The organism is Rhodococcus sp. WAY2 (genome assembly GCF_009859915.1).
Taxonomy (GTDB): Bacteria; Actinomycetota; Actinomycetes; order Mycobacteriales; family Mycobacteriaceae; genus Rhodococcus_F; species Rhodococcus_F oxybenzonivorans.
In genome coordinates this window covers 4,151,531-4,164,739 of sequence record NZ_CP046572.1, presented here as the reverse complement: position 1 = coordinate 4,164,739, position 13,209 = coordinate 4,151,531, and the positions used below count along the sequence as shown (strand labels likewise).

Genomic DNA, 13,209 nt, shown 5'->3' with positions numbered 1-13,209 from the left:
TCTACGCTGAGTCTCTACACCACCGGATCCGATTGCATGGCTTCGAGTTCCACGCCCTTGGTCTCTTTGACCCAACGGAGGACGAAGACGAGCGACAGCACCGCGCACACGGCGTAGAAGCCGTAGGAGATGCCGAGCGAGAAGTCCTTCATCGACGGGAAGCTCACGGTGATCAGCCAGTTCGCCGCCCATTGTGCACCGGCGGCCAGGGACAGGGCCGCCGCCCGGATGCGGTTGGGAAAGGCCTCTCCGAGCAAAACCCAGACCACGGGTCCCCACGACATTCCGAAGGCCACCACGAAGAGGTTGGCGGCGATCAGCGCGATCGGCCCCTGCAGACCCGTGAGCTGGGGAGTTGTCACCCCGTTCACGACGGTGGTGGAAGCGGTGCCGAAGATGACGGCCATGGTCGCGAGTGTCACGGCCATGCCGGCCGAGCCGATGATCAGGAGCGGTCGACGGCCCACCCGGTCGATGTATGCGATCGCGATGAGAGTGGTCGCGATGTTGACCACCGAGGTGATGACGGTGATCTGCAGCGAACTGCCCTCGTCGAAACCGACCGCCTGCCACAGCACGCTCGAGTAGTAGAAGATCACGTTGATGCCGACGAACTGTTGAAAGACCGACAGACCGATGCCTATCCACACGATCGGCAGGAGACCGAACGCCGGCCCCTTCAGGTCCTTGATGGAGGGTTCGTTCTCGCGAGCAAGAGTGGCACGAATGCTCTCGACTTTGAGGTCGAGACCCTTCTCCCCGAGAAGCACTGCGAGAACGCCGCGGGCCTCACCGAGACGACCCTGGGCGATCAGGTAGCGGGGCGATTCGGGGATGGTCAGCGACAGCAGTCCATACGCGAGCGCCGGAACGCACATGGCGAGGAACATCCATCGCCAGGCTTCGAGTCCGAACCACAATTCCTCCTGGGACCCGCCGGCGAGCGCGGCCAGTGCGTAGTCGACGAGGAGCGAGACGAATATGCCGGTGACGATCGCGAGCTGCTGCAGTGAACCCAGACGTCCCCGCACCCGGGCCGGAGAGATTTCCGCGATGTATGCGGGGGCGATCACCGAGGCCAAGCCGACGCCTAGGCCGCCCACGATGCGGAACACCACGAGGACTTCGACATCAGGGGCGAACCCCGTCCCCAGCGCGCTGAGCAGGAACATCACCGCGGCAGCTTGCATCGTGACGAGCCGTCCGTACCGGTCGGCGATGCGGCCGGCCACCATGGCGCCCGCGGCCGCGCCCAGCAGGGCCGAAGCGATGGCGAAGCCGAGCAAGGCCGACTCGACCTGAAACTTGCCTTCGATCGCCGAGACCGCGCCGTTGATCACCGCGCTGTCGTATCCGAACAAGAGGCCGCCCAGGGCAGCGACAGCCGCGATCCGGAAGGGCACAGCTGCGCCCTCCCCTGTGTCGCCGGGCTGCACGTTTGCGCCGGGTGACAGAACGTTTTCGGTCATGGGACTCCTCGGGAGGAAGGGGGTATGCGAGGCCGAGACCCGCCGCGCGGCGAAGGCGCACGCAGTAAATGTGGCGTGGACCACAGTAGGCAAGAAAGCCGCGAATCGTCAACCTATGAACATAGGAAACCGAAAATACCTAGCCTGATGTTCGGGAATGAATACATCGAGTCAGGCAGGTAGTGCAGAACGCAAGCCCAGCGCGACGGCACCGAGCACCTGGGCCCGGGAGCCCAACTCGGCGACACGCACCTCGAGCGATCGCACTGCGCTGGGCACGGCGTAACGCGCCAGGACCTCACGGAGGGGACCGAGCAGCAAATCGCCCGCCAGGGCGAGTTCCCCGCCGATGACGAGACGCTCAGGGTTGAGGAGGTTGCAGAGGCTCGCGGCTGCGACGCCGACATGCCTGCCGGTGTCGGCGAGCACCCTGACGCATGCGGCATCACCGTTCTCGGCCATGGCGACGACGTCGGCGATACTCAGGCCGGTGCCGCGGCTCGGCTCGAGGAGGGCGATGACGACGTGGGAGGCAACGAGCGTCTCGAGGCATCCTCGGTTGCCGCAACGGCATACCTGACCGAACTCGTCGAGAGTGACGTGGCCGATTTCGCCTGCGGTGCCGCCTCTTCCACGGTAGAGCCGGCCGTCGAGGACAAGGCCGGCGCCCACACCGTCGGACAGTTTGATGTATGCGAGATCGGTGGTTCCCCGGCCTGCGCCCCACATGTGCTCGGCCAATACACCGAGGTTGGCATCGTTGTCGACGTGGACGGCGATACCGAGATGATCGGACGCGATGGCGGCGGCGTCGACACCCACCCAACCCGGGAGGATCGACGGGCCACCGACCTCACCGGTATCGGCCTCGAGCGGCGCGGGCAGGCCCATCCCGACGGCCAGGACGGACGCGCGGTCGCAGCCGAGACGGTCGAGGGCAGCGTCGAGAAGGCTGCCCGCCAGCACCACGCCTTCTTCGGCGCGATGTCCGGCTGCGAGTTCGACTCTTTCCTCGGCCAGGACATCGTGTGCCATGTCGGCGACTGCGACGGTGAGGTGGCGGTGCCCGAAGTCGATCCCGACCGCAAGCCCCATCTTTCGCGTCAGTCGCACCGCCCGACCGCGCTGGCCGGGATGGTCGCCGTCAGGCACGGTGACCATCCCGGCCGCGGTCAGTTCCTTGACCATGTTGGAGACGGTGGCGGGAGCTAAACCGGTGCGCCGGGCGATCTCTGCCTGGGTCAGCTCGCCCGACATCTGCAGGGCGCGCACCACTCGATGCTGATTGGCGGACTTCAGCGAAGACTGCGAGCCCGGCCGTCCTGGATCACCGTTTTCCTTGTCTCGCACGACCTCACCGTACCGCGCGCGTTCTCGGCCTAACGAGCGAGTGCTGCCGCCTCACTGGCCAGCGCGCTGATCCGGTCCCAGTCCTTCTGCTTCACGGCGTCGGAGGGCGTGAGCCAGGATCCGCCGACGCACCCGACGTTGGGCAGTGCCAGGTAGTCCCGCACATTCGAGGTCGACACCCCGCCGGTGGGGCAGAACCTGGCCGCGGGAACGGGCGAATGGATCGAGCCGAGGAACTTGGCACCCCCGGACGCCTCGGCCGGGAAGAACTTGAGCTCCCGGTAGCCGTGTTCGAGGAGGAACAACACCTCGGACACGGTCGCGGCACCGGGGAGGTGCGGCAGACCGGTGTCGGTCATCGCCTTCAGCAGCGACTCGGTGCTACCCGGCGACACCAGGAACTGGGCACCGGCTTCTGCTGCACGCGCCGCCTGGTCCGGTTCCACAATGGTGCCTGCACCCACGCAGATGTCCGGCACCTCGGTCGCGATCGCCTTGATGGCGTCGAGTGCGCAGGATGTGCGCAGGGTCAGTTCGATCATGGGGATGCCGCCGGCCACCAGCGCGCGCGCCACCGGGACGGCATGTGCAACGTCGTCGATCACGACGACAGGGATGACCGGGACACGGTCGAGGAGAGAAGGATTGGCAGTCACTGGAATTGCTCCTTAAGCGGGTTGGGGATGAAAGACGCTGGCGCCCTGGGTGGCCGGTCCGACGGCGGCGCGGAGTCCGGCGAAGAGTTCACGCCCCGTGCCGACCCATTCGTCGACACCGAGCGCACGACCGGTCGCCGGGCGGGCGGCCAGTTCTTCGTCGTCGAGATGCACGTTCACAGTTCCGGTCACGGCATCGACGGTGAGGAGGTCGCCGTCACGCACACGCGCGAGCGGTCCGTCTGCGGCCGCCTCCGGGGTGAGGTGAATAGCTGCCGGCACCTTTCCCGAGGCGCCGGACATCCGGCCGTCGGTGACTAATGCGACCCTCCGGCCCTGGTCCTGCAGAACACCGAGTACCGGTGTGAGCTTGTGCAATTCGGGCATGCCGTTGGCGCGTGGGCCCTGGTACCGGAGCACAGCCACAAAATCGCCTGTCAGCGTGCCCGCTTCGAACGCGGCGAGGAAGTCGAGCTGGTCGTCGAACACCCTGGCCGGCGCGGTCACGACGCGGTGGTCCGGGTGGACGGCCGACGTCTTCATCACGCACGAACCCAGATTCCCGGTGAGCATCTTGAGCCCACCGTTGACGTCGAACGGGTCTTCCGGTCCGCGCAACACGCTGGTGTCGAGGCTGATTCGCGTACCCGGCTGCCATTCGACGCCGTCACCGGACAGCTTCGGCTCTTCCGTGTAGCGCCGGAGTCCGGGACCGGCAACGGTCTTGACGTTCTCGTGCAGCAGGCCCGCATCCAGCATGGAAGAGACCACGTAGCCGAGGCCGCCGGCGGCGTGGAAGTGGTTCACGTCCGCCGAGCCGTTGGGGTAGATGCGGGCGAGCAACGGCACCACCGCGGACAGCTCCGCCAGATCGTCCCAGGTCAGCGTGATTCCCGCGGCCCGGGCGATCGCGACGAGGTGCATGGTGTGGTTGGTCGATCCGCCGGTCGCGAGCAACGCGACGCAGCCGTTGACCACGGCACGCTCGTCCACGACCTCGCCGACCGGCGTGTAATCGTCGCCGAGTGCGGTGAGCCCGGTGACGCGCTTCCCCGCTTCGGACGTCAGTGCATCACGCAGCGGGGTACCGGGGTTCACGAAGCTCGATCCGGGCAAGTGCAGGCCCATGACCTCCATGAGGAGCTGGTTGGAATTGGCCGTGCCGAAGAACGTGCAGGTGCCTGCGCCGTGGTAGCTCGCCGCCTCCGCGTCGAGCAGTTCCTCACGTTCGGCCTTGCCCTCCGCGTAGAGCTGGCGAACGCGGGACTTCTCGTTGTTCGGCAGACCGGACGTCATCGGTCCGGCCGGAACGAAAATCGTCGGTAGGTGCCCGAAACCCAATGCGCCGATGAGCATTCCCGGCACGATCTTGTCGCACACGCCCAGCATCAGCGCGCCGTCGAACATGTCGTGTGACAGTCCGATCGCCGTCGCCATCGCGATCACGTCACGGCTGAACAACGACAACTGCATGCCGTCGCGGCCCTGGGTGATGCCGTCGCACATCGCGGGAACACCACCGGCGAACTGGGCGATGCCACCGGCCTCCATGACCGCGGCCTTCAGCTGTCGCGGGAAATGCTCGAACGGCTGATGCGCCGACAGCATGTCGTTGTACGACGAGACGATCGCGATGTTGGGCTTGACGAAGCTGCGCAGCGCCTTCTTGTCGGCCGGGCCGGACGCGGCGAAGCCGTGCGCGAGGTTCGCGCAGGCCAGTTTGCCGCGGGCCGGTCCGTGGTCGCCCGCCTGCCGGATCCGGTTCAGGTAAGTAGTGCGCTCGGGCCTGCTGCGTTCGATGATCCGCTCGGTGACGGCGGCGAGGACGGGGTGCACGTCGGCAGTCGGTGTGGGTGTTTCGGTCATGCGGGAACTCCTTCGTGCCAGGTGCGTCCGTCGCGCTCGATGAGAGTGGTGGCGTCGGTGGGTCCGTTGGTACCCGCCGGATACCGGCGCGGGAGCCGTTCGGAGCGGTCCCAGCCGACAAGGATCTGTTCCACCCATTCCCATGCCGCCTCCACCTCGTCGCGGCGCATGAACAGGGTCGGGTTGCCCCGAACCACGTCCATCAGCAACCTCTCGTAGGCATCCGGCGACGGCCGCTTGAACGTCTCGATGTAGTTGAGGTCCAACGACACCGGCCGCAGGCGGATACCACCGGGGCCGGGTTCCTTGGCCGTCATGTGCAATCGCATACCCTCGTGGGGCTGGAGCTGGATCACGAGACGGTTGGGTTCGCTGTGGCCTTCACTGCCGGGAAACATCGGGTGCGGGACGGGCTTGAACTGCACCACGATCTCCGAGCATCTGCGGTCCATCCGCTTACCGGTGCGCAGGTAGAACGGCACACCCGCCCACCGCCAGTTCTGGATCTCGGCCTTCACGGCAATGAACGTCTCGGTGCGACTGTGGGGGTTCTCGACCTCGTCTCGGTAACCGGGAACGGCCACACCCTCAGCCAGTCCGGGACCGTACTGTCCTGCGACGGTGCACCGTTCGACGTCGTCCGGACTCATGGGCTTCAGCGCTTGCAGCACCTTCAGCTTTTCGTCGCGCACAGTCTCACGATCGACGTAGGTGGGGGGTTCCATCGCGACGAGGCACAGCAGCTGCAGCAGGTGGTTCTGCAGCATGTCGCGCAGCGCTCCCGCCGACTCGTAGTACCCCCCACGACTCCCGACACCCAGCGATTCCGCGACATTGATCTGCACGTGGTCCACGGACGTGGAATTCCACAACGGCTCGAGAAACGTATTGGCGAAGCGAGTGACCAGGAGGTTCTGCACACTCTCCTTGCCGAGGTAGTGATCGATGCGGAAGATCTGCGATTCGTCGAATACGGCGCCGACCGCGTCGTTGACGGCGCGTGCCGAGGCGAGGTCGTGTCCGATCGGCTTCTCGAGTACCGCCCGGGACTGCGCACTCGCAAGGCCGTGCAACTGCAGGTTCTCGCAGATCGGCCCGAACAGTCCCGGTGCGCAGGCTAGATAGAAGACTCGGATGAGCTCCTCCCGGCCCGCGAGACATTCGGTGATGCCCGTCCAGGTGTCGGGATCGGCGAGGTCGACGCTCACGTACTCGAGCCGACGGAGAAATCGGTCACACGTCTGCGCATCCAGTTGATCATTCGGGACGAAACGCGCGAGTTCCCCCCGGACCTTGTCCCGGTAGCCCTCGGTATCGAGGCCCGCTCGCGAGGCGCCGATCACCCGGGTCTCCGGTGGAAGCTGTCCGTCGCGATCGCGCAGGTAGAGCGCCGGAAGCAGCTTTCGGACGGCGAGGTCGCCTGTTCCGCCGAAGACGACGAAGTCGCAGGGATCCACCGTCTTGGCTGGAAAGACCGTGTTCGCAGGTGGCATGTCATTCTCCCTCTGAAAGCCAATGTGTGGGCCGTCACAGACGAGAGTAGGGCAACTTCGGCGCTCAATCAATACAAACTTAAGTATTTTTGAGAACAAAGGCGCTTTGCTTACGTTGTCAGTCGAGCGTCCGGGTTGGTTGAATGGCCGTATGCGGACGACGCCACGATCGACCACTTCCCCGGCGACGGGCGGCGACGTCTTCGCGCTCATCCGCGACGGCCAAGCAACCACCCGAACCGAGATCGGGAATCTCACCGGCCTGTCCCGCACGGCGGTGGCGGCCCGCGTCTCGACACTGCAGGCGTCCGGACTCGTCGTGGAACGAGAAGAAGGCGTCTCGACCGGCGGCCGGCCACCGGTCAAGCTCTCCTTCCACGTTCAGGCAGGGGTGGTGCTGTCCGCCGCGATCGGCCGGAGTCGCACCCAGCTCGCGATCTGCGACCTGGCCGGGGACGTCCTCGTCGTCGAGGACGTCGAGCAGGAAATCGGCACGAGCCCAGCGGAATTGATGCCGGTCATTGCGCAACGCCTGATCGCGCTACGCGAGAGCCTGGGTGAGACGGCCCGCCGCACCGTGGGAGTCGGGATCAGCCTGCCCGGCACCGTCGACATCGAGCGCGGGTGCAGCCTCAACTCACCGATGATGTCGGGGTGGGACGGGGTGCCGTTGCAACCATTTCTCGCCGAGGTGACCGATGCGCCCGTCTTCGTCGACAACGACGCCAACGTGATGGTTCTGGCGGAGCGGCGTGGAGAGCGCCGGGACTTCGCCGACATGCTCCTGATCAAGGCATCCACCGGCCTCGGCGCCGGGATCGTGTCCGGAGGAGCCCTTCAGCGGGGCGCTCTCGGCGCTGCCGGTGAAATCGGGCATACGAAAACCGCAGCGGCACAAGGTGTGGTGTGCCGCTGCGGTGACGTGGGATGTGTCGAGGCCGTTGCGGGCGGGTGGGCCTTGGTCCGCAACCTTCAGGGACAGGGGCGCAACGTCACCCACATCCGCGACGTGATCACGCTGGCGCTCGCGGGCGACGCGGAAGCGCGGCGGATGATTCGGGAGAGCGGGCGTCAGATCGGCGAAGTGTTGTCCGGCGTGGTCAATCTCCTCAACCCGGAGGTCGTCATCGTCGGCGGCGACATGGCACAGGCCTACGACACCTTTGTCGCCGGACTTCGGGAAACCCTGTACGGCAACGCTATTGCCGTGGCCACACAGCAGCTACAGATTCTGCCCTGGACGCACGGGGAGCTGTCCGGGGTGGTCGGTAGCGCCACCATGGCGCTCGACCACGTCCTCAGCGTCCGGGCCGTAGACCGGCTCCTCGCGCAGCAGAAATAGGGCGCTCCGCGCCTCGTGCGCCTTTCTGGTTGCCCCAGCTACCAAAAGGGCGCACGGGCGGCGGAGCCGCCTACTTGACGTCGGAACCGTGCCGGGTGAGCGCGGTGATCTCGATGTTCATGTAGGGGAACAGCGGCAGATTCCACAGTATTTCGTGGAGTTCGTCGGCCGAGTCGACGTCGAAGATGCTGATGTTGCTGTATTTTCCGACGATTCGCCAGATTTCCGGCCACTTACCGGAGCGCTGCAGCTCCTGAGAGTAGGCCTTCTCCTTGGCGATGGTCTCGTCCCGGACGTCCGGGTCGAGGTCGCGGGGAATGTTGACGTCCATCCGGACGTGAAAGAGTGCCATCGGGTGGTGTTCTCCTCAGTTCCTGGTCCAAGTCTTGACGGCATCCATGTTGAGCTCGACTCCGAGCCCGGGACCTTCGGGCAGATGCACCTTGCCGTCGCCGTACCGCAGTGGTTGCTGCAGCAGTTCTTCGCTGAACAGCAGGGGTCCGAACAGTTCGGAACCGAAGTTGATGCCGGGTTCCGAGCAGGCGAAGTGAATGGACGCCGCTGTGCCGATCGGCCCCTCGATGGACGTGGCTCCGTGGCAGGCGATGCCGGCCGCCTTGGCGATGGCCACCACCTCCCGACTGCGCCTGAGCCCACCGCATTTGGTGGTTTTCACGGCGATGACGTCGGCCGCGCCGCGCCGCGCGACCTCGAGAGCATCGTGCGGCGTCTGGACGCTTTCGTCCGCCATCACGGGGACGGGGACGAGCCGGTTGAGTTCGGCGAGGACCTCGAGCTGTTCACCGGGGGTGGGCTGCTCGATCAGTTCGACGCCGCCTTCGACGAGGAGGGGCACGTACTTCAGCGCGGTGAGCCGGTCCCAGCGGGCATTGACGTCGATACGGACGCCGGCCTTGCCCTGCAGTGCCTGGGCGATCCGGACGACCCGGGCAGTGTCGACCTCCGGGTCGAGGGCGCCCATCTTGAGTTTGAAACTGAAGTGCCGTTTCGACTCGACCATGCCGAGGGCCTCCTCGACGATCTCCTCGGCGGGAGCGGCGCCGAGAGCCCAGGTGACCTCGACGCTGTCCCGGAAGGCTCCGCCGAGCAGCGTATGCACCGGCACACCGAGGCTCCGCGCCCAGGCGTCGTGCAGTGCGACGTCGACGGCGGCCTTCGCGAAACGCGCGTTCGCGACCACCCTTTCGATGTCCGACATGATGCCGGTGATCTCGTCGACACCCCGCCCCAGCAGGACCGGGACGAGGTAACGCTCGACGATCGCCTGCATCGTCTCCACCGATTCGCCGCCCCACCACGGGCCGCCCGGGACGACACCCTCGCCGTAGCCGGTCACGCCGCCCGCGGTGGTGACGGCGACGAGCAGCAGCGGCTGCGCCGTCATCGACGTGGTGGCGAACTTGTGGGGACGCACCAGCGGCACATCGAGGATCGTCGTTTCGACGGAAACGATAGACAGGTCGGTCATCGAATCACTCTCTCTACGGGTGGAACAGCTCACGCGGGGTCGAGCACGAAGTTGTAGGTGACGTAGTTCTTGCCGTCGTCACCGGTCTTCGGGTCGAGGATGAGCTCGGGCTTGGTGGCGGACGCGACGTCGCTGTCGATCCACTCGCCGCCCTTGAAATACAGCTGCGTGGTCACCGACTCCTTACCGGGAGCCGACACGATGAGATGCAGGTGCGCGGGACGCCACGGGTGACCGTTCTGCGCCTCGATGAACTGACCGGTCGGGCCGTCGGTCGGAATCTTGTAGGGCGCCGGCTGGATCGTGGTGATCTCGTAGCGGCCCTCCTCGTCGGCGATGATCGTGCCGCGCAGGTTCCACTCGGGCAGGTGCGGGGCGAACTGCGAGTAGTAGCCGTCGTTGTCGGCGTGCCACAGCTCGACCTTCGCGCCGGCGAGCCCGTTCCCCTCGAGGTCGGTGACCTGGCCGGAGAAGACCAGCGGGGTGATCTTCCTGTCTTCCTCGCGCATGGGCAAGGTGCAGGTGGAGGGCAGTTCCGGCGCACCGGCAATGTAGTACGGGCCCTCGATGCTGCCCTTGGTTCCCTTGCGGGTGCGGGCGAGAACCTCTTCGACGGAGTGCTCGATGAACACGTCGAGAAACAGCGGCCACTCCCCGCCCTCACCGACGTCGATGAGCCACTGCTTGAACACGCGGTACTCGGGGTAGGTGACGCCGTGCTTCAGGATCACGTCGTTGAGCGCGCCGAGGGCGTCCTTGGCGATCGCCGCGAGGCGCTCCGGTGAGGTGTCGGCGCTGACGCGTTCGGACTTGAACTTGTCGGTGGCTGCGGAGCCGGATCCGGCGGCGGTGGGGCTCTCGGTGGTGGTCATCTGTTTCTCCTTGGGCTTGGAGGGAAGCGGATAAGGCTGATATCGAGTTGTGGGCGACACGGTGGGTGTTCACGCGCCGAGGTCTTGCGTATGTACGCTGTGCGTACTACTATCACGCTGTGCGTACATACCTACTGTGCGCGCAGTCACATTGAAATGTCAACCCCGACTTCCGTGCACCCTGACGAGACCGCTGGTGGAGGCCGCAATGCCCGAGAACGATCGCGACTACATCCAGAGCATCGAGCGTGGCTTCGCGGTGCTTCTGGCCTTCGATGCGCAGCGCCCCAACCCGACACTGGCCGAACTCGCCACCGAAGCGGGGCTCTCGCGTCCCGCGGTCCGTCGGATCCTGCTCACCCTGCAGAAGCTCGGTTACGTCGCCGGCTCGGGGGGCCGGTGGTCGCTCACCCCCCGCGTGCTCAGCATCGGCCAGCACTACTCGGAGTCGCACGCCCTCATCGAGGCGGCGATGCCCCGACTGCTCGAGGTGTCGGAGAAGACGCAGGAGTCGGCCTCGCTGGGCGTACTCGACGGGGCCGACGTGGTCTACGCAGCGCGCGTTCCCGTCCGCCGGATCATGAGCATCAACGTGTCGGTGGGCACCCGGGTCCCCGCGTACGCCACGTCGATGGGTCGCGCACTGCTCGCGTGGGCGCCCGCCGACGTCGTCGAACGCGTGGTCAGCGAGTCGACCTTCGCCAAACTCGGACCCGACACCATCGGCAGCGCCGCAGAGTTCGAACGTGAACTCACCAAGGTTCGTGAGCAGGGATTCGCGTTGACGTCCGAGGAGCTCGAAAAGGGACTCATCTCGCTGGCCGCCCCGGTCCGGGACGCGGCGGGCTCCGTCGTGGGCGTGGTGGCCTGCTCCACCTCCACTGCACGCAATACGCCCGCGCAATTCCGGGAACAGGCCGTGCCGTGCGTCCTCGCCGCCGCAGCCGCCCTCAGCTCCGACATGGGGTTCGCGGGCTGACAGCTGCGGTCCGGCTACAGCGGGTCGAGCACGAATTCGCAGGACATCTCCTGCGTTGCGCCGGGCGGCGGCACCACCCGCGTCCCGAGCGAGCGGTAACCGCGCGCATGCACGATCACGTTGATGTGACCCACCTCGTTACCGATTGGGACACTGGAGAATTCGCACGGCGCGGGCTTGATGGTGGAGATGTCGAAGCGACCCCCGGCGCAGGTGACGACGATGCCGCGCAGATTGTTGCGCAGAATCTCGACGGAGTACCCGGAATAGCAGCCGTCGGCGTCCGCGTGCCACACCTCGAGCTCTGCACCCGACAACGTTTCGCCGTCGCGCGACCGCACCACTCCCGTGATGCGCAGCGGAGTTCCGGGTTCACCGGGGAGTGCCGCAAGGTTTGCCTTCCAGGGCAGCACTCGCTGGGCGGGGAGGTAGAACTCCCGGTCGACATGGTCGAGGCTTGCCCGATCCACGTGCGGTGCGGACGTGGTCGACGTCGAGGTCATTATCAGATCCGATCACTCTCGTACGCTGTGCGTACTGTGAGAACGCTGTGCGGTCATTACCGAGTGTGCTTGTAGTCACACGGTTCGTCAACCCGCGGCCCGTTCACATCGGGACGGGTGGGTCCAGGGCATCCGTGGGATAATTGCTCCGCCATCGGCGGACAACGACGTTTCGCCGCCCCGGTTCGCGCTTTGTGCCGGCCACTTCGCATCCCCGAGGATTACATCGATGAACACCCCTCCCCGCAGCATCACACTCCGCTTCCTCGCGGCCCCCACAGAGGTGGCAACCCTGGGCGGATCGATCCAGGGCGGACGCATCCTCGAGTGGATCGACAAGGCTGCCTACGCGTGCGCGGTCGGCTGGAGTGGCGGCTACTGCGTCACCGCCTACGTGGGAAACATCCGCTTCACCCGATCGATCGAGTCCGGTCACCTGGTGGAAGTCGAGGCAAGGCTGGTGCACACGGGCCGATCGAGCATGCACATCCAGTGCACGGTGTCTTCCGCAGACCCGCGTACCGGTGAGTTCACCGAGGCCAGTAACTGTCTGGTGATTTTCGTGGCCGTCGATGATTCCGGTAAGCCGAAAAACGTCCCGCCGTGGCTGCCTGTCACCGCCGAGGACCACGCCGAAGCCGACGAGGCGATCATGCGGGTCGGGCTCCGCGCCGACATCGAAGAGGCGATGAGCAGACAGGAATACACGGACAAGGGCACGGCACCCGTGTCGGTCATGCGATTCCTCGCAGCCCCCACCGACGTCAACTGGGGTGGCAAAACCCACGGTGGCACGGTGATGCGCTGGATCGACGAGGCCGCCTACCTCTGCGGTACCGCCTGGAGCGGCGGTCCGTGCGTCTCGGTGTACGCCGGTGGGGTCCGGTTCTACCGGCCGATCCAGATCGGTCACGTCGTCGAGGTCGATGCCCGACTGCTCCATACCGGCGCGCAGACCATGCATATTTCGGTGCACGTGCGATCGGGCGATCCGCGCACGGGCGAGATGAATCTGACCACCCACTGCCTCACCGTGGTCGCCGCGATCGACGAGGAGGGCGCCGCAACCGCAGTGCGGCAATGGATTCCGCAGTCCGACGAGGATCGCGGGCTCGAGGCACACGCCCGGGAACTCATCGCGCTGCGGGCCCGCGCCCGGATCGGTGCCCTGTCGTAGCCAGGCCGAACAG

The 13,209-nt window shown here is 66.1% G+C and carries 12 protein-coding genes; 3 read left to right on the top strand and 9 right to left on the bottom strand.

The features are described from left to right. Positions 1-14: 14 nt before the first annotated feature. The 5 genes from GFS60_RS19100 to zwf all read right to left on the bottom strand — a co-directional run bounded on the left by GFS60_RS19100 (position 15) and on the right by zwf (position 6,834). Positions 15-1,469: a sugar porter family MFS transporter gene (locus GFS60_RS19100; protein ID WP_159923645.1), complete on the bottom strand. Its 1,455-nt coding sequence runs from the start codon at positions 1,467-1,469 to the stop codon at positions 15-17. A gap of 171 nt (positions 1,470-1,640) precedes the next feature. Next, positions 1,641-2,819 (bottom strand): ROK family transcriptional regulator, encoded by a 1,179-nt coding sequence (locus GFS60_RS19095; protein WP_159923643.1) that lies wholly within the window; start codon positions 2,817-2,819, stop codon positions 1,641-1,643. 29 nt (positions 2,820-2,848) lie between these two features. Beyond that, complete coding sequence (gene eda / locus GFS60_RS19090; protein ID WP_159923641.1) at positions 2,849-3,475, bottom strand: bifunctional 4-hydroxy-2-oxoglutarate aldolase/2-dehydro-3-deoxy-phosphogluconate aldolase; 627 nt, start codon at positions 3,473-3,475, stop codon at positions 2,849-2,851. 12 nt (positions 3,476-3,487) lie between these two features. After that, entirely contained in the window at positions 3,488-5,341 is a 1,854-nt protein-coding gene (gene edd, locus GFS60_RS19085) for a phosphogluconate dehydratase (protein ID WP_159923639.1), read from the bottom strand. Further along, entirely contained in the window at positions 5,338-6,834 is a 1,497-nt protein-coding gene (zwf, locus tag GFS60_RS19080) for a glucose-6-phosphate dehydrogenase (RefSeq protein WP_159923637.1), read from the bottom strand. The genes edd and zwf overlap by 4 nt, the downstream gene beginning before the upstream one ends. Before the next feature lie 151 nt (positions 6,835-6,985). Between zwf and GFS60_RS19075 the strand changes: the two genes are divergently transcribed. Beyond that, positions 6,986-8,176 carry an ROK family transcriptional regulator gene (locus GFS60_RS19075; protein ID WP_159923635.1) on the top strand — a complete coding sequence of 397 codons (1,191 nt, stop codon included), beginning with the start codon at positions 6,986-6,988 and terminating at the stop codon, positions 8,174-8,176. Positions 8,177-8,246: 70 nt separating this feature from the next. On the opposite strand, the gene catC is transcribed toward GFS60_RS19075, so the two are convergent. Genes catC through catA form a run of 3 tightly spaced genes read right to left on the bottom strand, consistent with a single transcriptional unit; the run spans position 8,247 to position 10,537 of the window. Next, positions 8,247-8,528 (bottom strand): muconolactone Delta-isomerase, encoded by a 282-nt coding sequence (gene catC / locus GFS60_RS19070; RefSeq protein WP_109333824.1) that lies wholly within the window; start codon positions 8,526-8,528, stop codon positions 8,247-8,249. Between the two features lie 15 nt (positions 8,529-8,543). Further along, entirely contained in the window at positions 8,544-9,665 is a 1,122-nt protein-coding gene (locus GFS60_RS19065) for a muconate/chloromuconate family cycloisomerase (protein ID WP_159923633.1), read from the bottom strand. Positions 9,666-9,694: 29 nt separating this feature from the next. Next, on the bottom strand, positions 9,695-10,537 hold the full coding sequence (gene catA / locus GFS60_RS19060; RefSeq protein WP_159923631.1) for a catechol 1,2-dioxygenase: 843 nt from the start codon (positions 10,535-10,537) through the stop codon (positions 9,695-9,697). Positions 10,538-10,745: 208 nt separating this feature from the next. Here catA and GFS60_RS19055 point away from each other — a divergent pair, with 208 nt between their 5' ends. Continuing rightward, positions 10,746-11,516, top strand: coding sequence for an IclR family transcriptional regulator domain-containing protein (locus GFS60_RS19055; protein WP_159923629.1), 771 nt, complete (start codon positions 10,746-10,748; stop codon positions 11,514-11,516). 14 nt (positions 11,517-11,530) lie between these two features. Here the strand turns inward: GFS60_RS19055 and GFS60_RS19050 are convergent, their stop codons facing one another. Continuing rightward, positions 11,531-12,019: a dioxygenase family protein gene (locus tag GFS60_RS19050; protein ID WP_159923627.1), complete on the bottom strand. Its 489-nt coding sequence runs from the start codon at positions 12,017-12,019 to the stop codon at positions 11,531-11,533. Positions 12,020-12,248: 229 nt separating this feature from the next. On the opposite strand from GFS60_RS19050, the gene GFS60_RS19045 reads away from it, so the two are divergent. Next, the gene (locus GFS60_RS19045; RefSeq protein ID WP_159923625.1) at positions 12,249-13,196 is read left to right on the top strand and encodes an acyl-CoA thioesterase; all 948 of its coding nucleotides are present in this window, start codon (positions 12,249-12,251) and stop codon (positions 13,194-13,196) included. The last annotated feature ends 13 nt before the right edge of the window (positions 13,197-13,209 follow it).